Here is a 22720-nt window from a genome sequence, read left to right on the forward strand (position 1 = left end):
GAGGAGCGCAAGGCAAGAAGGCGGGCAGGAAACGGTGCGTCGGCGTGAACAGAGCCGCGGGAACAGATCGGCGGGTCAGTCGTCGGCGCCGTGGCCGCCGCTGTCATCGCCGGGCTCCGGCGCCTTGCGCAGGCCGCCCTTGTCATCCCCTGGCTCAACGTGGACCACGCTGCCCGGGACTGGGACGGGCTGAACGGTCACCGCTCCACCGGCTGACCCGCCACCGGGGCCGGATGACGACGGTGCCGCCGCGGAACCGCCGGCATTCCCGGGCGCGGTAGCCGGGGCAGATTTTGCCGGATTCGATTTCGCTGCGTTTGATGCCGCTGCACCGGACTTCGCGGAGCCCGGCTTCGCGGGGCTGGATTTCGCCGGGGTGGCCGCCTTCTGTCCACCGGCTGGCGTGCCTGTTGCGTGTGGTGTGGCCCTCGGTCCAGCGCTGGTGCCAGGAACGGGCGGCACGGCGCCATTCGGCAGGAGGACGATGCTGGCATTTCCGGTGCCCGGGGGCGAGACGTTCAGCACCTGCGTATTGACGGCAAGTGCCGCCGAGCCCGCTGCAAGTATGCCTGCAACGGACAGCACCAGGGCCGCTCCCGTTTTCATGGCTCCACTCTAGGGGCAGGGCGGGAAAGACGCGCCCAAGGAATATCCAAGATTCGTCAAAGATCGCGGTACCGGCAGTGGGTTAAATGAAAAAGCCGCCAGATCATGGTCGATTCCATGATCTGGCGGCTACTTGGTGGAGCTGAGGGGACTCGAACCCCTGACCCCCTGCATGCCATGCAGGTGCGCTACCAGCTGCGCCACAGCCCCAAGCTGTTCCCTCCGGAATCTTTACGTTTTCCCGAAGCAACCCGACCAGCGTAGTCCAGAAATCGCCAAGATGCGAATTGGCAGCATGTGGCTTCCGTCACGTTCCCCCGGGACCCGAAGCCCGGCTGGCGCCACTTTCCGGCAAAGAAAAATCCGCCGGAATCTTTCGATTCCGGCGGATCATCAGGTGGAGCTGAGGGGACTCGAACCCCTGACCCCCTGCATGCCATGCAGGTGCGCTACCAGCTGCGCCACAGCCCCATATTCTTGCTGCTTCAGGCCTCACGTTATGCCAGTGGCATCCGTACTTCTGTCCGGATCTCTCCGAAGCAACTCAAATATCTTAGAACAGCGTTTCCGAAAATTCCAAATCGGGCATATTCGGTATCGCGCGCGCTACTCCTGCTCGGCGGCAGCAGGGGCCTTTGCCGAATCGTCGTCTCCCAGCTGCAGGTCCACCACCGGGCAGTCCTTCCAGAGACGTTCCAGGGCATAGAAGACACGGTCTTCCTCATGCTGAACGTGGATGATGACATCTGCGTAATCCAACAGGACCCAACGGCCGGCCGAACGGCCTTCCCGGCGGACCGGGCGGAGATCCTGCTTGGTGAGTTCCTCTTCAATGCCGTCGACTATCGCGTTGACCTGGCGTTCGCTGGGTGCTGAGGCAATGAGGAACACGTCAGCCAAAGCCAGGCGTTCGCTGACGTCAAGGGCGACGATGTTTTGGGCGATCTTGTCCGCCGCGGCCCTGGCTGCGTGCCGGGCTATGGTGACGGACGATTCGGATGCGGTCACGGGACTCCTTGTGGTGATGAAAAAAGCATAGGTGGTGGTACTGGCTGAAGTCAGCGTGAAAGGCCGCTGATGATCATGATGATGCCGGCAACGAGGGCGATTGCGCCGAGCGCCAGGACGCCAAGCTGAATCAGCCTCAACCGGTTGGCCCGGGCGAGTCCGGCGGTGGCTGCGTCCAGGGGCTCCAGCCCGTAGGCCGATTTCGCGGACACTGGCTGCAGCGCCGTCACGTCTTCATTGGACTCGTCGGTCCAGGCCTCATTTTGGCGGGCCCCGGTCGGAGGCGCTGCTGCCGAGCGGGCCGCCGCTTCCGCCCGGGCAATGACCCGCGACCGCCCGGTGGACGGCGCACTTGGGCGGGACGCTTTGGCTGTCCGGTTGCCGCGCGCCGGAACCCGCGGACCAGGGTTGGTCACCAGGGGAACATGCGAGGTGGCCGGTCGCTTCATGACGGGACGGTCCACACCAGGCACCTGTTCAAATTCCAGCGGCGTCACCATGGCGAGGTTGCTGGCGGTGGACGGACCGTTTTGTCCGCTCTGCTGGGGCGTGTTCTGTTCGGCAAGCTTCTGTTTGGCCATGGCCCGCTTGTTGAGCACAGCGGCCCGTTCGGCCAGGGCGATCTGTTGGGCCAGGATGTCCGGATCCACGGCTTCAGGATCCGTCGCCGCGATGTGTTCCATCTTGGCGATCTGGTTCTTGGCCTGTTCGGCGAGGAGGGTACGCGCTTCGAGGGCCTGCTCCACGGTCATGCCCTCGGGCAGCTCGTCCCCCGACGGCGTCGCGGGCCGCGGACCCGGACCGCTGGAGGGCTGGCCTGCCGGCTTGGACCCGGTGGCTGCAGCGGATTTGCCGGCCGTACCGGAGGAAGGGTCAGGCGAAGAAGCGGGCGACTTCCCGGTCGGGGCTGCGCCGTCGGCCGGCGGCACAACGGGCATTGCCGAGGTAACCGCTTGCTCCTTGAGCTGCATCAGCCTCAGCTGGCGGCGCGTCGGCGGGCCGCCGCCCGAAAGCTGCTCTTCCTTTTCGGACAGCTCCTTGATGGTCCGCAGGGCGGCCCTGTCGCGGGCACGGATTTGGGACGAGCGTTCGGCGGCTGCGCCGGCTGGCGCGGAGTCCACGCGGCCCGGCGCCACCCGGCGCACGCGTTCAGTGGCATTTTCCTGCCTGCCGTCTCCGGCGGGACGCGAAGAGTCCGTCTTTTCCGGGCCGGCAGGAGCTGGCGTGCCCGGGCCTGCGGAGGCCGGGCGCTTCGAAGCGGCCGGGTTTGAGGCGGGAGCCTTTGAAGCAGGCGGTTTTGAGGCAGCGGCTGACTCGCCGGCACCCGGAGGGGCGGCGTTCCGGTTCTGGGCCAAGGCTTCATCCCGGGCCTTGCGCAGTTCTCGGCGACTGCGGATCGGTTGCTGTTCCTGACTCATCTCAAACTCATTCAGTGCTGGCTGGATCGTTTGTCTCGGTAGTTTCGGAGCTGCTGTTCCCGGCGGGTGCGGCGTAGAGTCCGTATTTCGCGATGTACTGCACCACTCCGTCCGGCACCAGGTACCAGACGGGGTTATGCGCAGCAACGCGGGCGCGGCAGTCTGTTGACGAGATCGCCATGGCGGGGACCTCGAGCAAGCTGACGTCCTTTCGGCCCATGCCGTCGAGCTCATGGCCTGGCCGGGTAACTCCCACGAAGTGGGCCAGCGACCAGAGCTCGTCGATGTCCTTCCACGACAGGATTTGTGCCAGGGCGTCGGCGCCGGTGATGAAGAACAGGTCGGCGTCGGGCCGCTGCGTCCGCAGATCCCGGAGGGTGTCGATGGTGTACGTGGGACCGGGACGGTCCACGTCCACCCGGCTTACGGTGAAACTCGGGTTCGACGCCGTCGCGATCACCGTCATCAGATAACGGTGCTCGGGTTCGCTGACCTGCTTGCTGGATTTCTGCCACGGTTGGCCGGTGGGGACGAACACGACTTCATCGAGCCCGAACTTGGCGGCCACCTCGCTGGCGGCCACAAGGTGGCCGTGATGAATGGGATCGAAGGTCCCGCCCATCACGCCCAGCCGCAGCCGGCGCTGCGTATCCTTGTGGTGCAGTGCGGAGGAAATGTTAGTGGCCCTGGCCGTGGTCGTGCTTGTTGGGGTGCTGGCGGTGCGGGTCGGCGTGCTCGTCGACCGCAGAGTGACGGTTGCCCAGGTTGCCGTAGGAGAGGGTAACGAACATCAGCAGCACAAGGATGGCAAACATCGAGATGCCGAAGACCCATGGCTCAGCCCACAAGGGCGCCCTCTCCTCGTGTTCGGCAACTGACGCGGCAATCTGCTGGAGCAGCATTTTCTCCCCTAGGGATATAAGGATGACAGCGGCGGAGAGATTCCCGCCGGTCCGGACTTCTTTACTATGTTACCGCTATGTCAGGAGCGGTTTCCGCGATGTTAGTCGCGGACCTGGCCCTCGCCCTGGACAATCCACTTGGTGGTTGTCAGCTCGGTCAGGCCCATCGGGCCGCGGGCGTGAAGCTTCTGGGTGGAAATGCCGACCTCGGCACCCAGGCCCAGTTCGCCGCCGTCGGTAAACCGCGTGGACGCATTGACTATGACGGCAGCGGAATCGATTTCCGCGATGAAGCGCTCAGCGTTCCGCAGGTCATTCGTCAGGATGGCTTCCGTGTGTCCGGTCGACCACGTGCGGATGTGCTTCACGGCGTCGTCCAGGCTGTCCACCATGGCCACGGCCAAGTCCAGGTCCATGTACTCCGTGGCCCAGTCGTCTTCCGTTGCCGGCAGGGATTCCACCGAACCGGGAAGCGCTGCCCGCACGCGGTCATCGGCATGCAGCCGGACTCCCGCTTTGCTCAGGGCTGCGGCGACCGCGGGCAGAACCGTGGAGCCCGAGTGCACGAGGAGCGTCTCCACCGTGTTGCAGACGCTGGGGCGCTGCGTCTTGGAGTTGAGGAGGATCTCCACCGCCATGTCTTCACTGGCTGACTCGTCGATGAAGATGTGAACGTTCCCCTCGCCTGTCTCGATGACCGGCACGGAGGAGTTGTTGACGACGGTCTGGATCAGTTCACGGCCGCCGCGCGGGATCAGCACGTCCACGCGCCCGCGGGCACGCATCAGCACGTTGGCGCCCTCGCGGCCGAACTGGTCCACGGTCTGCACGGCATCCGCCGGCAGGCCCACGGACTCCAGAGCGTCGCGCAGGACGCGGATGAGGGCTTCGTTGGTGAAGGCTGCTGCCGAACCGCCGCGGAGGATCACGGCGTTGCCGCTCTTGAGCGCCAGGCCGGCGATGTCCACAGTCACGTTCGGACGAGCCTCGTAAATCGCGGCAACCACGCCCATGGGGACGTTGACCTGGCGCAGGCGCAGGCCGTTGGGCAGGGTCTGGCCGCGCACCACATTGCCCACGGGGTCGGGCAGACCGGCCAGGTTTTCCAGGGCGGCGGCGAGGGCGGCAATGCGGGCTTCATTGAGGGTCAGTCGGTCCAGGAGGGCGGCGGACGTGCCGTTGGCGCGGCCCGCTTCCACGTCCTTGGTGTTCGCGGCCAGGATCTGCTGCCTGTTCGCGAGCAGGGCGTCCCCGATGGCGCGCAGGGCCTTGTCTTTCCAGGCCCGGTTGGCGCGGCCCATGCTGCGGGCGGCCTGGCGGGAACGGTCGGCGATCGCGTACACGGCGGACTCGATCTCAGCCGGTGTGGGCTGCCTGTCTTCCGGCAGGGTGGGGACCGTCGTAGCGTCGTTGGATGTCTCAGCTGCTTGGTTCATCAGTGCCTCAGTCATCATTCAAGTCTAGGCGAGTCCGGCGCCTAGACCAGAACCAGGTCGTCAACGTGAACAACTTCACGGTCGAAGCCGCGACCCAGAGCCTCGCCCAGCTCCACGGTGGACCGTCCGAGCATCTGCGGCAGTTCGGCCGCGGAGTAGTTCACCAGGCCGCGGGCGATCACCGTGCCGTCCAGCGAAACCATTTCGACGGCGTCTCCGCTTTCGAAGTTGCCTTCAACAGCCTTGATGCCGGCGGGCAGCAGCGAGGTGCGGTTGTCCCGCACGGCCCGGACGGCGCCGTCGTCAAGGATCAGCCGTCCCTGCACATGGGCGAGGTGCGCGAGCCACATCATCCGGACAGACTTGCGTCCGCCATTGACGGTAAACCAGGTTCCGACGTCCTCGCCGGCCAGCGCGGCGGAGGCGTTGGCGGTGGACGTGACGAGGGCCGGGATGCCCGAATCGGCCGCCATCAGGGCCGCCTCCACTTTGGTCTGCATTCCGCCGGTGCCCACGCCGGCCTTGCCGGTCTTGCCGATGGAGACGCCGTCGAGGTCCTCCGGGCCGTCCACTTGGGGTATCCGCTTTGCGCCTAGGGCGGGCGGGCCGTCATACAGGGAGTCGACGTCGGACAGCAGCACCAGTGCATCGGCGCGCACCAGGTGCGCCACGAGGGCTGACAGGCGGTCGTTGTCGCCGAAACGGATCTTGTGGGTGGCGACGGTGTCGTTCTCGTTGACGACGGGCACGACGCCGAGGTTCAGGAGCCGGTTGAGGGCGCGGAATGCATTCTGGTGGTGGCTGCGGCGCATGAGGTCATCGGCGGTGAGGAGCACCTGGCTCACGGTGACGCCGTGGGCGGCGAACGCATGGGTATACCGGGCCATCAGCAGTCCCTGCCCCACGCTGGCGGCGGCCTGCTGGGTGGCGAGGTCACGCGGACGCTTCGCCAAACCGAGCGGCGCGAGACCGGCCGCGATGGCGCCGGAAGACACGAGGATGATCTCGGTGCCCGCATTGCACTTGGCGGCCAGCGCGTCTGAAAGTTCGGTCAGCGCCTCCTCCGATATTCCGCCCTTGATGCTGGTAAGGGACGACGATCCTACTTTGACGACAATGCGGCGCGCCCTGGCGAGCATGCTGCGGTCGTCGGTCTTGGGTTCCTCGATGACAATTGCGGAAGTATCAGTCACGTGTGCGGGTTCACTCCTCATGTTCGGTGTTCAGTCCACTCTCCTTGAGGGGCCGGGCAGCCCGGCGGGCGCTGACGGACTCGGTCCAGATGCCGGCCTTGCGTTCGGCTTCCAGCTCGGCCCGTGCCGCTGCCTTCGCGTCGCGCCGTTCGATCTGTTCCTCGCGCTTCTGGCCGCGGGTGGGACGGTCGCCGATGTCTGCGAAGCGGACGTCCGTGCCGCGCGGCGAAGCCAGCAGCTCGGCGCCAGCCATCATGGTCGGCTCCCAGTCGAACACCACGCCGTCGTCCTCACCGATCACCACGGTGTCGCCGGGCTTGGCGCCCTGCTTGAACAGCTCGGTTTCGACGCCGAGCTTGGCCAGGCGGTCGGCAAGGTAGCCAATGGCTTCCTCGTTGGTGAAGTCCGTCTGCTTGACCCAGCGCACGGGCTTCTCGCCCAGAACGCGGAACAGAGGCTCCAGGTTTTTCTCCTCGCGGCGGATCCGGAAACCGGACTCGTTGACGGCGCGGGGCCGCAGCACCGGTGCGTGCACCTTCGGCGGCGTGGCTGCCACACTGTCGCGGGCGGCCTTGACGATCTCTGCCATGGCGAAGCCAAGCTGGCGCAGGCCCTCATGGCTCGTGGCTGAAACTTCGAAGACCCGGTAGCCCCGGGATTCAAGCTCAGGCCGGACAAACTCGGCCATGTCCTTGCCGTCCGGCAGGTCCACCTTGTTAAGTGCCACCAGCCGGGGGCGGTGGTTGAGCGGGACAACTTCGCCGTCCGAGCCGGCGTAGCTCATATCCACCGCATACTTTTCGAGCTCGGTTTCGATAATTGCGAGGTCGGAGAGTGGATCTCGGTCAGATTCCAGCGTACCGCAGTCCAAAACGTGCACCAAAGCGGCACAGCGCTCGACGTGGCGGAGGAAGTTGTGGCCCAGGCCCTTGCCCTCGCTGGCACCCTCGATGAGGCCCGGAACGTCGGCAATGGTGAAACGGACGTCGCCGGCCTGGACCACGCCAAGGTTGGGGATGAGGGTGGTGAAGGGGTAGTCGGCGATCTTCGGGCGGGCGGCCGACATAGCCGCGATCAGGCTGGACTTGCCGGCGGAGGGGAAACCTACCAGGGCAATGTCGGCGATCGACTTCAGCTCCAGGACAATATCGCTGGCGTCACCCTCGATGCCGAGCAGGGCGAACCCGGGCGCCCGCCGCTTCTGCGAGGACAGCGCGGCGTTTCCCAGACCGCCGATCCCGCCGGACGCTGCCACAAATTCGGTGCCTTCCCCCACGAGGTCAGCAAGCACCTTTCCGTCCTTGGTCTTGACGACGGTCCCCTCGGGGACAGGCAGGACCAAAGTTTCGCCGTTCTTGCCGCCGCGCCAGTCACCCATGCCGGGGCCGCCGTTGGTGGCATGCCGGTGGGGTGCGTGGTGGTAGTCCAGCAGCGTGGTGGTCTGCGAGTCGACGCGCAGGATGACGTCGCCGCCGTTGCCGCCGTTGCCGCCGTCGGGCCCGCCCAGCGGCTTGAACTTCTCACGGTGAACGGAGACACAGCCGTGGCCGCCGGTACCGCCGGATACGTGCAGTACTACCCGGTCTACAAAGCTCGCCACGTTGAATCTCCTCTGTTGCTGATCAGGCCGTTCTGAACGTCCAAATCGATTGTAATGCGGTTAAAAGAACAGTGGAGCGAGCCATCATGGCCCGCTCCACCGGTTTAGAACTTGTTGTTACTCTGCAGCTGCAGCAGCAACGATGTTGACGACCCGACGGCCGCGGCGCGTGCCGAATTCAACGGCGCCTGCCTGCAGGGCGAACAGTGTGTCGTCGCCGCCACGGCCAACGCCCGCACCGGGGTGGAAGTGGGTGCCGCGCTGGCGGACGATGATCTCGCCAGCGGAAACTACCTGGCCGCCGAAGCGCTTGACGCCGAGGTACTGGGCGTTGGAGTCACGACCGTTGCGAGTGGAACTCGCGCCTTTTTTGTGTGCCATTTGGAATGCCTGCCTTTAATTCTTGAGACTGCGGGAAACCTGAACAGTAACCGGTGGTTACTTGATACCGGTGATCTTGACCTTGGTCAGTTCCTGGCGGTGACCCTGGCGCTTCTTGTAACCGGTCTTGTTCTTGAACTTCTGGATGACGATCTTAGGACCACGGAGGTCCTGGAGGATCTCAGCCGTAACAGTTACCTTGGCCAGGTCCGCAGCTGCGGAGGTGACCTTGTCACCGTCCACCAGGAGCAGCGCGGGCAGCTCAATGGTGCTGCCAGCTCCACCGGCGACGCGGTTCAGGGTAACGAAGTCTCCAACGGAAACCTTCTCTTGGCGGCCGCCTGCGCGGACAATCGCGTACACCACTTGGGAACTCACTTCTCTCGACGTTTATTACTAAATTTGCGTGCGGAAGCCGGGTCCGGAAATTGGCCTGGTTCTCGCTGTGCCTCAACGCCGTGGATTCCCCGGGGGAATCCGTGAGCTATCCCAGGAACATGTCCGAGTGGACGATCCCGGGTCATAACCCAAGTGTTGGCGTAAGCACCGAAGATCTAGAATACGCTAATTCCGTCGTCGGCCGCAAATGAGGCTGGCACCGGAGGGTTGTCCGTGATAAGCGCCACACAGGCCGCTGTTCCGGACATCCGATGCCGTGCGCGACTATCCTACCGGGTAGGGGGCCCGCTTTCGCTCAGCTGTGGCGACTCGGCGCGTCGAAGAATTCCACCTCGTACCGGCAGGACTGCCGGAAAGCGGTGATCATCGCTTTGCGCTCCCCCGATGACGCGGCACGGCCGGCGTCGTCGGCGATTTCGATGGCCCGCAGGGTGGCGGCAGCGAAGTCCTCATCGGCGTAAGTCCGCAGCCACTCCGCGTACGGGTGCCCGGCCTGTGCTCCGGCGGCCACATATTCGGCATGCAGGGTCTCCCCCACCTCGGCGTACAGCCAGAAGCAAGGCAGGACCGCGGCAACCAGCACCGCGTAACTGCCGCCCGCCGAAGCCGCCAGCAGATGATCGACGTAAGCCTTCGTGACCGGGCCCAGCCCCGGCTGCACGATGCGCGTGCTGAGCCAGTTGCGGTGCAGTTCCGATTCAACTTCCAGGCATTGCTGGGCGGAGCGCGCCCAGAACAGCTGCTCGGACTCGGTTGGCGCGAGCGCACTGGCCCTGGCCAGGACCCGGGAGTAGCCGTTGAGGTATATGGCGTCCTGTGCCAGGTAGTACGCGAATTCCTTCTCCGCGAGGGTGCCGTCGGCAAGCCCACGGATGAAGCCCAGGCCATAGATGTCTTCCAGGTCGGCAACGGTCTCGGCGCGCAGCAGTTCCGCGAACCCGCCCCTGCCCTCGGGCTGGGTCACGTGGTGGAAGTGGTTGATCGGTCCGTTGCCGGCGCCCACCTCGAGCTGCCCGGAGGTGCGGAGGGCTCCGGCCAGCCAGGGCTTGACCACCCGCAGTGACGCTTCCCAGTCGCCCAGCCGCGCCTGTGCCGTGGCCATGGCCGAGGAGAGCGAGCATCCGGTGCCGTGGCTGTTCCGCGTGCTGATCCGGTCGCCCGCAACCTCCACCACCTCCGCCGACAGCAGCCCGGCCGTGTTCACGAGGGCGTCCGGGCAGGTTGAGCCCTTCAGGTGCCCGCCTTTGACGAGGACCGTGGCACCGGTCCGGTCCGCGAGCCGCCTGCCCTGGTCAAGGGCGGCGGCCCAGTCCGCGGCCTCCGGTTCCCCGAGCAGCATGGCCAATTCGGGCAGGTTCGGGGTGATCAGGTGCGCCAGAGACAGCAGTTTCCGGAGGGCTGCCTCTGCAGACTCCTGGAGGAGGCGGTCACCGCTGGTAGCCACCATCACCGGATCGAGAACCACGACGCCGGGCCTTACCTTTTCTAGCCAGCCGCGGACGGCTGCGATAACACGTTCATCGCCCAGCATGCCGATCTTCACGGCGTCCACGTGGATGTCGTCGCTGACAGCGTCCAGTTGCGCTGACAGGAAGGAAGCCGGCGGAACGTGCACGCCGCACACGCCGGTGGTGTTCTGCGCAGTGAGGGCCGTTATTGCAGCCATTCCGTAGCCGCCGTGGGCCGCAATGCTTTTCAGATCGGCCTGGATGCCTGCGCCGCCGGAAGGATCCGAGCCTGCGATGGCCAGGACCCGGGGAACGTCGCGGGAGGTCTGAATGGCCGGCCCAACGGTTTCCAGAAGCGACTTGTCGGCGGCCGCGGGTGCGGGCAGGAGTGATGCAGATGACAAGGAAGACATCCCTTCGCCGGTGCTAACCGGACAGGTTCAACGGGTTTGGATCTCAGCCGGCCCTTGCGCGGCACCCCGTGTCAGTCCTCCAGCCTAGCGGTTCGTTCGGCGCGCGGCGCCAAATTTGGCGTTTACGACAGGCTTCCGCGGGCGCCGTTGACCCCTGCTCTCTGCCTTCTGCCCTTTGCCGGCTGACGAATGCCCGGAACCAGGAAGGTCCGGCACCGCAGCCGCGGTGCCGGACCTTTTACTGGTGGGCTCGGAAGTCAGTCACCCCGGAGTCCGGGGAGCTCAGAGTCCGCTTGTCCTACAGTTCTGAGGCGGGTACCCCGACCCCCAGAATGATCGGTTCGCTGGCCGGCTGCGGAGCCGCCTTGGGCGTCTGCGCATTGCCTGCTTCGGGTGCCTTGGCCTCGTGCGAGTGCCCGGCGGCGGCAGCCGGAGCAAACTCGTGGTGTTCCACGGATGTCTCGTTGGCTGTACCCTGGGCGCGGCTGGCACTGCGGTTTCGGCGCGGACGGCGGCTGCGGGACGGGGCTGCGGGGCTTTCCACCGGCTGCCGTGCCGCAGACTTACCCGCGGACTGGCTTTCGGCCCGCTGACCCTCCGGGTGCTGGGCTTCTGTGCGGACCGGCGCGGGAGCCTCGTCCTTGGCCTCCTCCTCTTCGGCGGGGGCAACCGGAGCGCCGAGGTGCGCGAAGGCTTCCTCCAGGCGGTCCAGCGTCAGGGACGGCGCATCCTTGACCGGTTCCTCGCTGTGATCGACAAACGGAAGAATCACTTTCTCGCCGCCGAAGGTGAGCACTGCTCCGGGCCGTCCGGAGACGCTTTCCGTTTCCGGAGCGCGGTGCACCACGGGGCTTTCCGGCGCGGCGGCAGCGGGTGCGGCGGGCCGGGCGGCCTCACCCGACGCTGCGGCACTGTGCGCTGCTTCTTCCTCATGCAGGTGTGCGGCGTGGGCCGCTGCGGCGATGTTGGCGAGGGCAGCGCGGGTGGCCTCAGCCTTGGCGTGGCGCTCCGCCTCCGACGGTTCGGGGTGGTGCAGTGCTGCAGGGGCGGCCGGAGCAGTCTCGGCAGACGGCTGTCCGCCCTTGCCCCGGCGGCGCTTCCGCTCTGTACGGGCCGGCGGCTGGACCTCGGCACGGTGCACGTGGTGTTCAGCGGCCACGGTGTTGGCGCGTCGGTGCTCTACCGGCTCGTCATGGGTGACGACGCCCCGGCCCGCACATGCCTCACACTGCTCGCCGAAGACTTCCAGTAGGCCGGTGCCCATACGCTTGCGCGTCATCTGCACCAGTCCCAGGGAGGTCACTTCGGCCACCTGGTGCTTGGTCCGGTCGCGGCCCAGGCATTCCACCATGCGGCGCAGGACCAGGTCGCGGTTAGACTCCAGCACCATGTCGATGAAGTCGATGACGATGATGCCGCCGATGTCGCGCAGGCGCAGCTGGCGGACAACTTCCTCGGCTGCTTCAAGGTTGTTCTTGGTGACGGTCTCTTCAAGGTTGCCGCCGCTGCCGGTGAACTTGCCTGTGTTGACGTCAACCACCGTCATGGCCTCGGTCCGGTCAATGACCAGCGAGCCGCCGGACGGCAGGAAGACCTTACGGTCGAGCGCCTTATGAATCTGCTCGTCGATGCGCCAGGCGGAGAAGATGTCCTCGTCCTTGGTCCACTTTTCGAGCCGGCCCACCAGGTCCGGGGCAACGTAGGTGACGTAAGCCTCGATGGTGTCCCACGCTTCGTCGCCGGAGACGATCAGCTTGGAGAAGTCCTCATTGAAGACGTCGCGCACAACCTTGATGGTCAGGTCCGGTTCGCCGTAGAGGAGTTCGGGGGCGAGGACCTTTGTGGACTTCGCCTGGCTGTCAATCCCCTCCCACTGGGCACGGAGACGGTTGATGTCGTGGGTCAGTTCCTCCTCGGAGGCCCCCTCGGCGGCAGTGCGCACAATAACGCCGGCATCCTCGGGGAGGCGGTCCTTGAGGATTCGCTTCAGGCGATTGCGTTCGACGTCGGGCAGCTTTCGGGAGATGCCGGTCATGGACCCGCCGGGGACGTACACGAGGTAACGGCCGGGCAGGGAGATTTGGCTGGTCAGCCGCGCACCCTTGTGGCCCACCGGATCCTTGGTGACCTGGACCAGGACGGAGTCGCCGGACTTCAGCGCGTTCTCGATGCGGCGCTGCTTGCCTTCGAGGTTGACGGCTTCCCAGTTCACTTCGCCGGCGTACAGCACGGCGTTGCGGCCGCGCCCGATGTCCACGAAAGCAGCTTCCATGGACGGCAGAACGTTCTGGACCTTGCCCAGGTAGACGTTGCCGATCAGGGAGTCCTGCTGCGTCTTGGAGACGAAATGCTCGGCCAGGACGCCGTCTTCCAGGACACCGATCTGGATTCTGTCGTCGCGCTGCCGCACGATCATCTGGCGGTCCACGGATTCCCGGCGAGCCAGGAACTCGGCCTCGGTGATCACGGTGCGGCGGCGGCCGGTGTCCCGCGATTCGCGGCGGCGCTGCTTCTTGGCTTCCAGACGGGTGGATCCCTTGACGCTGGTCACGCGGTCGCTCGCAGGCGCCTCGCTAATAGTCCGGGGGGCGCGGACGCGGGTGACCGTGTTGGGGGGATCGTCTTCTCCGCCGCCGGTCAGTTCCAGATCCTGGTCGCCACGGCGGCGGCGACGGCGACGGCGGGACGTCACGCCATCTTCGAGCTGCGCACCCTCGTCTTCGGGGGCCTCGTCCAAAACTTCAGTGCCTTCATCGCCATCGGTGACCTCACGGTCGGTCCGGCTGCGGCCGCGGCGCCCGCGGCTGCGCCGCCGTCGTCGCCCACCGTCGTCGTCCTCCAGATCGTCCTCGACGTCCTCGGCGGCCGCATCCTCTTTCGCGGCGGAAACGGCAGGACGGACCACCGTGTTCAGGTCAGGGGCCTGGAAGATAATCGACGTTACTGACGACGGTTCCAGGAAAAGCGAGCCCACGGGCGACTGCCCGGCGACCTCTTCTTCGGCGTCTTCCTCGACAGCGGCCTCCAGTGCAGCCGCCGGAGCGGCAGGGGCTGCCTCGATTGAAGGCGCGGGGGCAGCAGCGCGTGCCTCAGCCGCCTTGGCCCGCTCTTCCGGCTGTCCTTCCGCCGGCACCTGCGATGCTGACGTCCCGGTGACTGCAGACTCAGTTGCTGCAGACTCAGTGGCCGCTGCGGCAGCGGGTACGTCGGAGGACTCCGCGGGGCTTTCGGCCGGCTCGGTGACCTTGGGCTTTGTTGTGCGGCGGCGGCGGACCGGCTTGGACTCGGCTGCCGGTTCCTCGGCGGACGGAACAGCCGCAGCCTCGGTTACCTGCGCCTCGGCTTCCGCGCCGACGGTCTCTGCAAAAGCGGGCAGCGGTTCTTCGGCGACCTTCTTCCGGGCGCGGGTCCGGCGGACCGGGGTCTTGGCCGGGGCTTCTGCGGCCTCCCCGACAGCCGACTCCGGCACTGCCGTTTCAGGTGCTGCCGTTTCAAGTGCTGCGCCTTCAGACGTCAGTGCTTCCGGAGCGGGCAGTTCCGACGCCGCAGTCTCCGCGTCCGCTGCTGTGGCCTTGGGCGACGCCTTACGGCGGGTCCGGGTGGCTTTCTTGGGGGCCTCAGCGGCGGTTTCGCCGGTGGCAGCCGCTTCTTCGTTGATGGCTATAACCTGGTCATTATCCATATGTGGCAACACTCCTGCCCCTGACGTGCCGCCACATTCGGCACCCATTGGGGCACATATTGTCAAAACCCGCAGGCATTGACAGAAGTCAATTTGGATACCAGCAGGCTCGCACCGGCAGTGGGGTGCGGCAGGCCTGACAGGCCGGCGGGGTTGTTACTGGAACCCGTTGTTTCTGACATCCACAACCAGGTGCCGTCCAATGGAAGGCGGGAGGCTGGATCTTCTTTCCAAAGCCTGCACCACTGCTCATTGGCGGTCTTGGGAACAAGCCACCGGACTGGAGTTCGAATGTGGTTCTCGCTCCAGCCACGTTTATTCTCTCATATCACCGTTCAAATACGCTGTAATTGTGTGACAAAGCCGGTCAATGCCGCCATTGGCTACAGGTACAGGCTGCCTCAAGCTGGCGGCGATACAATCTGGGCAGGAGCACCCCAGACAAAGGACGCCATCCAATGCCACGCACTTCGCCTTCCACGGGCACGGACTACGAACAGGATCCCCAGGACGGTGCCGGGCCCGCCGCGGCTTCGGCCGGTACCGCAGTTCCGGCCATGACCCGCGACCGCCGGTTCGGCTGGCTGCTGGTCGTCACCGGCGTTGTGGGCTGGCTGGCATCGGGCATCCTGGTGCTGGAAAAGCTTGAGGTCCTCAAGGATCCCAACCACGCCACCGTCTGCGACGTAAACCCCTGGATTTCCTGCGGCCAGGTGATGCAGACCCCGCAGAGTTCAGTCTTTGGCTTCCCCAACATGTTTATCGGAATCGTGGCCTTCGCCGTGATCATCACCACCGGCATGGGCCTGCTGGCCGGCGCCCGGTTCGCCCGCTGGTACTGGCTCGGCCTGCAGGCCGGCGTCACTCTTGGCTTCATCTTCGTGGCCTGGCTGTGGTCCCAGGCACTGTACGTGATTCACATCCTGTGCCCGTTCTGCATGGTTGTCTGGGCAGCGATGATCCCGCTCTTCGTCTGGGTGACCGTCCGCAACGTCGTCCGCGGCGCCATTCCGGCGCCGGCAGGCCTGGCCCGCATCCTGGGCGACTCCGGCTGGATCATCACGGTGCTGCTCTACGTAGCCGTGGTTGCGACTATTTTCTTCGCGTTCATCCAGGTGTTCGCCGGCACGTCGGGCTTTTAGCAGCGCTAGAGCGTACAGTTGTGGCCCCCCACTCCAATGAGTGAGGGGCCACAAGTTCGTTCGTGCTCAACCTGCCAGCGCGCTCAACCTGCAGGGAAGCTCAGGCCTGGAACCAGATCTTGATTTCGCGCTCGGCCGAGTCCACCGAGTCCGAGCCGTGGACGAGGTTCTGCTGGACCTTCAGGCCCCAGTCGCGGCCGAAGTCGCCACGGATAGTTCCGGGGGCCGCCGTCGTCGGGTCGGTGGTGCCGGCCAGGGACCGGAAGCCCTCGATCACGCGGTGGCCCTCAAAGATGGCCGCCACCACGGGGCCGCTGAGCATGAACTCCACGAGCGGCTCGTAGAACGGCTTGCCCACATGCTCCTCGTAGTGCTGCTCGAGCAGCTCCCGGCTGGCGTTGGTCTTCTTGAGTTCGGCCAGGGCGTAACCCTTGGCTTCGATCCTCTTGAGGATTTCGCCGGTCAGGTTGCGGGTAACGCCGTCCGGCTTGATCAGGACAAGGGTGCGCTCAATGCTCACAGTTGCTCCAATGAGGTTGGTTGTGGGTTTCCCGGTAAGTCTACGGGGTCTGGCCGGTGCCGTCATTGCCGGCGGCCTCCGGGTGCGTGGCCTCCCATTCCGCCTGCTCGCGGTCCCGCTGGGCGGATTCGCGGTCGATCCGGATGCCGGCGCGGATGCCGTACCACCAGGCGATGGCGAACAGCGCACCGACGAGGAACATCAGCGGTTCCGCGAAGCCGCTGAGGATGAGCACCAGCTGCAGGATCCAGCCCAGCGCCACGCCCCATGGCCTGGACAGCACGGCGCAGGCGAGGATCAGCACCACGCTCAGTCCGATGCCCACGGAAAGGATCAGCGCCGGGGAGATCTCGGCACGGCGCAGGCCGAACACCGCCAGCGTGGCAAAGAAGACCACGAAGGCCTCCAGCAGCAGGACCGTCGAGGCGAACATGACCTTGGTGGACCGCCGCTTCTTGGGCATGCCGGGGCGCCATTCGCGCTGGGCCTTGGTAAGCCGGGCCATCAGGCGGCTGCCTTTCCAAGCAAGATGCGGGCGTCCGCCACCAGCGTGATGGACCCGGTCACCAGCACGCCGCCGGCGAGGTCGTCGTTGGCTTCGGCGCGTTCAACGGCCCACTCCAGCGCATCGTCCAGCTTTTCGGCGATGTGCACGTTTTCCTCGCCAAAGCCGAGGTCGACGGCGAGCTCCGCCAGTTCCGCTGCAGGCACCGCCCGCGGGGAATTGGACTGGGTGAAGCAGTATTCCTCCGCGAGGCCGCCCAGTGACTCCTTGAGCTGGCGCAGGATCTCTTCGGCGTCCTTCTCCTTGAGCACACCCACCACGACCACCAGCTTGCTGAAGCTGAACGCCTCCTGGATCGCCTCGGCGGAGGCACGGATGCCATCCGGGTTGTGAGCGGCATCCACGATGATGGTGGGCGCTGTGCGCAGGACTTCCAGGCGGCCCGGGGACGAGACCGTGGCGAAGGCCTCCTGCAGGACCTCCAGGGACAGCTCCTTCTCGCCGCCGCCAAGGAATGCCTCCAGGGCGGCGACGGCCACGGCCGCGTTCTCAGCCTGGTGGGCGCCGTGCAGCGGCACCATGAGGTCCGGGTAGCGGCCGGCGATGCCCTGGACGGTCACTATCTGTCCGCCGACGGCGACCTGCCGGGATTCGACGCCGAATTCCACGCCTTCGAAGCGGAACGGCACCTGCACCTCCTTGGCCTTCTCCAGCAGGACCTGTGCGGCATCGAGCGGCTGGGATGCGCTGACGAGGAAGCCGCCGGGCTTGATGATGCCGGCTTTCTCGTAGGCGATGTCCTCGGTGGTGTCGCCCAGCAGGTCGGTGTGGTCGAGGGAGATCGGTGTCACCACGGACACCTGGCCGTCGCCCACGTTGGTGGCGTCGGTGATGCCGCCGAGGCCCACCTCCATGATGGCCACGTTGACCGGCTGGTCGGCGAACACGGCGAAGGCCAGGATGGTCAGGCACTCGAAGTACGTCAGCCGGGGCTGGCCCTCGGCGGTGAGTTCGTCGTCCACGATCTGCAGGTACGGCCGGATCTCGTCCCAGATGCGCACGAACGTGTCGTCGGACACCGGCTCGCCGTCGAGGCTGATCCGCTCTGTAACCTTGGACAGGTGGGGGCTGGTGTAGCGTCCGGTGCTGAGGCCGTGGGCGCGCAGGCCGGCCTCGATCATCCGGGCCGTGGACGTTTTTCCGTTGGTCCCGGTGATGTGGATGATCGGGTAGGCCTTGTTCGGCTCCCCCAGCACATCCATGGCGCGGAACAGCGGCGCTAGCCGGGGCTCCATCTTGTTTTCCGGCGCCCGACTCAGCAGCTCGGCGTAGACGCTCTCCACGGAGAATTCATCGGTCATGTCTCAGGCCCCCACTTTTTCGACAATGATCTGCAGCCCGGTGTCGTCCCCGCTCGAGTACAAGCCAAGTTCCACGGTGAGTGTCTCGGTGACCACAAGTTTTTCGTGCGCTTTCACGGCCTCGACAATATCCATCGACGCGGTGACGCTGGTCCTGATCCGGTCGCTGACGTTCAGCCCGGCGTCCTTGCGCGCCTGCTGGATGGCTCGGACCATGTCCCGGGCCAGGCCTTCGGCCTCGAGCTCGGGGGTGACCTCTGTGTTGAGGACCACGAAGCCGCCGCCGGGGAGAACTGCGACGGAGGCGGAACCGCCGTCGGACTCTGCCACCACGGTCTCCAGCGTGTATTCCTGGGGCTCCAGCTCAAGGCCGCCCGCGGTGACCACACCGGTGTCGGAGACGGACCAGTCTCCGGACTTGGAACCCTTGATGGCCAACTGTACGTTCTTGCCGAGGCGCGGACCGGCGGCGCGGGCGTTGACGACGAGCTTCTGTTCGATGCCGAACTCCTCCGGGGAGGCAGTGGCGGCGTCCAGCAGTCGGACCGAGCGCAGGTTCAGTTCGTCGGCGACGACGGCGGCGAAACCCCCCAGCGCATCCGGGCCGGGTGCCACGACAGTGAGTTCCTGCAGCGGCAGGCGCACGCGCAGGTTGGCGGCCTTCCGCAGCGAGGAACCGGTGGAGCAGATCTGCTGAACGCGGTCCATCGCCTCGACCAGCGCGGCGTTGGACGGGAACAGCCCGGGGTCCGGCCAGTCGGCGAGGTGCACGGAGCGGCCGCCGGTGAGGCCGCGCCAGATCTCCTCGGAGACCAGCGGCAGCAGCGGGGCGGCCACGCGGCACACGGCTTCCAGGGCGGTGTACAGGGCGTCGAAGGCGTCGGCGTTCTCGTCGAAGAAGCGCTGGCGGCTGCGGCGGACGTACCAGTTGGTGAGCATGTCCAGGTAGCTGCGGAGTTCATCGCAAGCGCCGGAGATGTCGTAGGTGTCCAGCTGGGCAGTCATGTTCCGGACAAGGTCGCCGGTGTTGGCCAGCAGGTACTGGTCCAGCGTGTCCGCGTAGCCGTCGTACCGCAGCTGTGCGTCGTACCCGTTCCCGCCATCAGCGGCATTCGTGTACAGCGTGAAGAAGCTGTACACGTTCCACAGCGGCAGGATGACCTGGCGCACGCCGTCGCGGATGCCCTGCTCAGTGACCACGAGGTTGCCGCCGCGCAGGATGGGGCTGGACATGAGGAACCAGCGCATGGCGTCCGAACCGTCGCGGTCCAGCACCTCGGAGACGTCCGGGTAGTTGCGCAGGCTCTTGGACATCTTCTGCCCGTCGGAGCCCAGCACGATGCCGTGGCTGATGACGTTCCGGAAGGCCGGACGGTCAAACAGCGCAGTGGACAGGATGTGCAGCATGTAGAACCAGCCGCGGGTCTGTCCGATGTACTCCACGATGAAATCGGCCGGGTTGTGGGTGTCGAACCAGGCCTCGTTCTCGAACGGGTAGTGCACCTGGCCGTAGGGCATGGAGCCGGAGTCGAACCAGACGTCCAGCACGTCCTCCACGCGGCGCATGACGGACTGTCCCTCTTCGGGCGTGCGGGGGTCGTCCGGGTTGGGCCGGGTCAGTTCGTCGATGAAGGGACGGTGCAGGTCCACCTGGCCATCCTTGTTCAGCGGCAGCCGGCCGAAGTCGGCCTCGATCTCCGCGAGCGACCCGTACACGTCCGTGCGCGGGTACTCGGGGTCGCTGGACTGCCATACCGGGATGGGGCTGCCCCAGTAGCGGTTGCGGCTGATGGACCAGTCGCGGGCGTTGGCGAGCCACTTGCCGAACTGGCCGTCCTTGACGTTGCCGGGGATCCAGTTGATTTCCTGGTTCAGCTCGGACATCCGGTCGCGGAACTTGGTGACCTCCACGTACCAGGAGGAGACGGCTCGGTAGATCAGGGGGTTGCGGCAGCGCCAGCAGTGCGGGTAACTGTGCTCGTAGCTGGCCTGGCGGACCAGGCGGCCCTGGGCACGGAGCACCTGGGTGATGGGCTTGTTGGCTTCGAAGACCTGCAGCCCGACGATGTCGTGCAGGTCGCCGTGGGCGAACAGGCGCAGGAACTTGGCGCCCTCGTCCACGGAGAGGACCACGGGGATGCCGGCTTCCTCACAGACCTTCTGGTCATCCTCACCGTAGGCCGGAGCCTGGTGGACGATGCCGGTGCCGTCGGTGGTGGTGACGTAGTCCGCCACGAGGAAGCGCCAGGCGTTCTCGGTGCCGTACTTTTCCGTGTCAGCGAAGTCGTGCCAGAGCGGTTCGTAGCTGAGCCCCTCGAGCTCGGCACCGGTGTGGGTTGAAACGACGGCGGCTGCCGCGGCAGCGGCGTCGTCGTACCCCAGGTCCTTGGCGTAGCTGCCCAGCAGGTCCTCCGCCAGCAGGAAGCTGCCGGTGACGGGTGCCTCGGCTGAGGCGGCCTTGACGCCGTTCGGGCCGGCGGGCAGCACCGCGTAGCTGATGGAAGGCCCGACGGCGAGCGCCAGGTTGGTGGGCAGCGTCCAGGGGGTGGTGGTCCAGGCGAGCGCCTGGACTCCGGCCAACTGCTTGGACAGTTCCGACTCCCCCGCCTTGACGGGGAAGGTCACCGTGACGGTCTGGTCCTGGCGGTTCTTGTAGACGTCGTCATCCATGCGCAGCTCATGGTTGGACAGCGGCGTCTCGTCCTTCCAGCAGTACGGCAGCACGCGGTAGCCGTTGTAAGTCAGGCCCTTCTCGTGCAGCTGCTTGAAAGCCCAGAGCACGGATTCCATGTACTCGACGTTGAGCGTCTTGTAGTCGTTGTCGAAGTCCACCCAGCGGGCCTGCCGGGTGACGTAGGCCTGCCATTCGTTGGCGTACTTCATCACGGAGGCGCGGCAGGCGTCGTTGAACTTGTCGATGCCCATTGCCTCGATCTGGGTCTTGTCCGTCATGCCCAGCTGCTTCATGGCTTCCAGCTCGGCGGGAAGGCCGTGGGTGTCCCAGCCGAAGCGGCGCTCCACGCGCTTGCCGCGCTGGGTCTGGTAGCGGCCCACCAGGTCCTTGGCGTAACCGGTCAGCAGGTGGCCGTAGTGCGGCAGGCCGTTGGCGAAGGGCGGGCCGTCGTAGAAGACGAATTCGTTGCTGCCGGGGGCGCCGCCGGGAAGGTCGGCGCTGCGCTGGTCGATGCTTGCCTGGAAAGTGCCGTCCTCGTCCCAGTACTTGAGGATCCGCTCTTCGATCTCCGGGAACTTCACGGAGGCGGAGACTCCCGTAGAGGAGCCCGGACCGGACGGGGCTGCTGAGGCCTTGGGGTAATACGTCATCTCGACATCCTGGGTTGAGCTGGTGAACAAAATTCAGGATGCGAGGACGGCGCGTGCGCAGTCTTACAACTGCACCGGCACCGCGGTACCACCTCACTTACCGCTGCCGAACTCCAAAGGAGTTCGACGACGGCCGCTCATTGCTGCTGTGACGGGCTTACCCGTCCGGTTCTACTGGCCTGGCCCCCCAGCGACTGATTGTCCGCAAGGTGGGCCGGGTGTTCTTCCGGAAGCTCACCGGTGATGGCCGGGTCAAAGCTGTTGGCTCCAGTCTAACTGCTGTGGCCGGGGCGGCCATAACCATCCGGCGGCCAGAGCCTAGACTCGATCCATGACTGCTTCGGCCCGGGTGTTGGCGCTCTGCATCCTCCTGCCGGTCGCTTCGCTTTCGGTGTTCCGCGCCATCCCGGCCGAATGGCCCACGCCGGTGGTCCAGCTGCTGTCCTTCACCCAGTGGCTGGTGATTCCTGCCGCCCTTGCGCTGGCCTTGGCGCTGCTGGGCCGGCGGCATCTGGTCACGGCCGCTGCCGTCCTGCTCCTGGGAGCCCAGCTTTTCTGGCTCTGGGCGCCGGATGCGGGTCGGGCGGATGGCGGGATAGCAGACGCCGGGCGGGCGGGTGCAGGCCGGGCGGACTCCGGAGCCTCCGGTCCCGGCAGCACCGTTCCGCTGACGGTGATGAGCATCAATTCCCGCTTCGGCAAGGCCGACGCCGCCGAAATCGTCCGGCTGGTCCGGGACAACGGGGTGGAACTTCTCGCCATCCAGGAGCACACCCAGGCGTTGGAGGACCGGCTGGCCGCCGAGGGACTGGGGAGTCTCCTGCCAAACAGGATCAGCAGCCCCTCCGAGAATGGCTCGGGCAGCGCAACGTACTCAAAACACCCCATCCAAGCCATCGGGCTGATTCCCGACACACCGTTCCAGATGCCGACCTTTCGGGTGACCCTGCCCGCTGCCGGTGGTGCAGCCGCCACACTCGAGGTCACGAACGTGCACACCCTCCCGCCGGTGGATGTCCGGGTCGGCCAGTGGCGAAGCGACCTTGAGTCGCTGGCCCGGCTGGTCGCCCGCGACGGGGCGGACGGCCAGGGCAACCAACTCCTGCTGGGCGATTTCAACGCCACCTTCGACCACTCGGAGTTCCGCAGGCTGCTCGACGGCGGCCCGGGTGGCCGGAAGCTGGTGGACGTCGGCACGGCGTCGGGGGCGAGGTTCATGCCCACATGGCCGATGGACGGCCAGGCGCTTCCCGGCATCACCATCGACCATCTGGTCAGCAGCCCGCGCATTCCGGCGTCGGGCTATGCCGTGCACCGCGTCCCCCGGACGGACCACGCGGCCGTACTGGCCACGCTGGACGTCCCGGTTGCGGGTTAGCCTG

The 22720-nt window shown here is 66.1% G+C and carries 18 protein-coding genes, 2 tRNA genes and 1 riboswitch; of the genes, 2 read left to right on the top strand and 18 right to left on the bottom strand.

Annotation, left to right across the window (positions count from 1 at the left end; genetic code table 11):
- Positions 1-75: 75 nt before the first annotated feature.
- The 14 genes from QFZ33_RS16045 to QFZ33_RS16110 form a co-directional block, all read right to left on the bottom strand.
- Positions 76-606 (bottom strand): hypothetical protein, encoded by a 531-nt coding sequence (locus tag QFZ33_RS16045; RefSeq protein WP_307029072.1) that lies wholly within the window; start codon positions 604-606, stop codon positions 76-78.
- Between the two features lie 134 nt (positions 607-740).
- Positions 741-816, bottom strand: a tRNA-Ala gene (locus QFZ33_RS16050).
- Between the two features lie 188 nt (positions 817-1004).
- A tRNA-Ala gene (locus tag QFZ33_RS16055) sits at positions 1005-1077 on the bottom strand.
- A 135-nt stretch (positions 1078-1212) separates the two neighbouring features.
- Positions 1213-1614 (bottom strand): ribosome silencing factor, encoded by a 402-nt coding sequence (gene rsfS, locus QFZ33_RS16060; protein ID WP_307029074.1) that lies wholly within the window; start codon positions 1612-1614, stop codon positions 1213-1215.
- Between the two features lie 50 nt (positions 1615-1664).
- Positions 1665-3032, bottom strand: coding sequence for a hypothetical protein (locus QFZ33_RS16065; protein ID WP_307029076.1), 1368 nt, complete (start codon positions 3030-3032; stop codon positions 1665-1667).
- Positions 3033-3039: 7 nt separating this feature from the next.
- Positions 3040-3696 carry a nicotinate-nucleotide adenylyltransferase gene (nadD, locus tag QFZ33_RS16070; protein ID WP_373427358.1) on the bottom strand — a complete coding sequence of 219 codons (657 nt, stop codon included), beginning with the start codon at positions 3694-3696 and terminating at the stop codon, positions 3040-3042.
- 13 nt (positions 3697-3709) lie between these two features.
- The gene (locus QFZ33_RS16075) at positions 3710-3934 is read right to left on the bottom strand and encodes a hypothetical protein (RefSeq protein ID WP_307029078.1); all 225 of its coding nucleotides are present in this window, start codon (positions 3932-3934) and stop codon (positions 3710-3712) included.
- Positions 3935-4035: 101 nt separating this feature from the next.
- Positions 4036-5385, bottom strand: coding sequence for a glutamate-5-semialdehyde dehydrogenase (locus tag QFZ33_RS16080; protein WP_307029081.1), 1350 nt, complete (start codon positions 5383-5385; stop codon positions 4036-4038).
- Between the two features lie 26 nt (positions 5386-5411).
- Positions 5412-6509 (bottom strand): glutamate 5-kinase, encoded by a 1098-nt coding sequence (gene proB / locus QFZ33_RS16085; protein WP_214845226.1) that lies wholly within the window; start codon positions 6507-6509, stop codon positions 5412-5414.
- Between the two features lie 64 nt (positions 6510-6573).
- Entirely contained in the window at positions 6574-8163 is a 1590-nt protein-coding gene (obgE, locus tag QFZ33_RS16090; protein WP_307029082.1) for a GTPase ObgE, read from the bottom strand.
- 117 nt (positions 8164-8280) lie between these two features.
- Positions 8281-8544 (bottom strand): 50S ribosomal protein L27, encoded by a 264-nt coding sequence (gene rpmA, locus QFZ33_RS16095; RefSeq protein WP_003803426.1) that lies wholly within the window; start codon positions 8542-8544, stop codon positions 8281-8283.
- Positions 8545-8601: 57 nt separating this feature from the next.
- Positions 8602-8910 (bottom strand): 50S ribosomal protein L21, encoded by a 309-nt coding sequence (gene rplU / locus QFZ33_RS16100; RefSeq protein ID WP_003803420.1) that lies wholly within the window; start codon positions 8908-8910, stop codon positions 8602-8604.
- A gap of 328 nt (positions 8911-9238) precedes the next feature.
- Entirely contained in the window at positions 9239-10804 is a 1566-nt protein-coding gene (gene thiD / locus QFZ33_RS16105) for a bifunctional hydroxymethylpyrimidine kinase/phosphomethylpyrimidine kinase (protein ID WP_307029084.1), read from the bottom strand.
- A riboswitch (TPP riboswitch) is annotated at positions 10787-10883 on the bottom strand. (Overlaps the previous gene by 18 nt.)
- Before the next feature lie 219 nt (positions 10884-11102).
- The gene (locus QFZ33_RS16110; protein WP_307029086.1) at positions 11103-14486 is read right to left on the bottom strand and encodes an Rne/Rng family ribonuclease; all 3384 of its coding nucleotides are present in this window, start codon (positions 14484-14486) and stop codon (positions 11103-11105) included.
- Between the two features lie 458 nt (positions 14487-14944).
- Between QFZ33_RS16110 and QFZ33_RS16115 the strand changes: the two genes are divergently transcribed.
- Positions 14945-15628, top strand: a complete 684-nt coding sequence (locus QFZ33_RS16115) for a vitamin K epoxide reductase family protein (RefSeq protein WP_307029088.1) — start codon at positions 14945-14947, stop codon at positions 15626-15628.
- Between the two features lie 100 nt (positions 15629-15728).
- Here QFZ33_RS16115 and ndk read toward each other — a convergent pair whose 3' ends face one another.
- The 4 genes from ndk to ileS are packed head-to-tail and all read right to left on the bottom strand — an operon-like array spanning position 15729 to position 21338.
- Positions 15729-16148: a nucleoside-diphosphate kinase gene (gene ndk, locus QFZ33_RS16120; RefSeq protein ID WP_307029090.1), complete on the bottom strand. Its 420-nt coding sequence runs from the start codon at positions 16146-16148 to the stop codon at positions 15729-15731.
- A gap of 40 nt (positions 16149-16188) precedes the next feature.
- Positions 16189-16653 (bottom strand): DUF4233 domain-containing protein, encoded by a 465-nt coding sequence (locus QFZ33_RS16125; protein ID WP_307029091.1) that lies wholly within the window; start codon positions 16651-16653, stop codon positions 16189-16191.
- The gene (locus QFZ33_RS16130) at positions 16653-18014 is read right to left on the bottom strand and encodes a bifunctional folylpolyglutamate synthase/dihydrofolate synthase (RefSeq protein WP_307029093.1); all 1362 of its coding nucleotides are present in this window, start codon (positions 18012-18014) and stop codon (positions 16653-16655) included. Before QFZ33_RS16130 ends, QFZ33_RS16125 begins: the two co-directional genes overlap by 1 nt.
- A gap of 3 nt (positions 18015-18017) precedes the next feature.
- Positions 18018-21338 carry an isoleucine--tRNA ligase gene (ileS, locus tag QFZ33_RS16135; protein WP_307029096.1) on the bottom strand — a complete coding sequence of 1107 codons (3321 nt, stop codon included), beginning with the start codon at positions 21336-21338 and terminating at the stop codon, positions 18018-18020.
- Between the two features lie 331 nt (positions 21339-21669).
- On the opposite strand from ileS, the gene QFZ33_RS16140 reads away from it, so the two are divergent.
- A complete protein-coding gene (locus QFZ33_RS16140; protein ID WP_307029097.1) occupies positions 21670-22716 on the top strand; it encodes an endonuclease/exonuclease/phosphatase family protein in 1047 nt (348 codons plus the stop codon).
- Positions 22717-22720: the final 4 nt, after the last annotated feature.

It is taken from the genome of Arthrobacter globiformis (genome assembly GCF_030815865.1).
Classification (GTDB): Bacteria; Actinomycetota; Actinomycetes; order Actinomycetales; family Micrococcaceae; genus Arthrobacter; species Arthrobacter globiformis_B.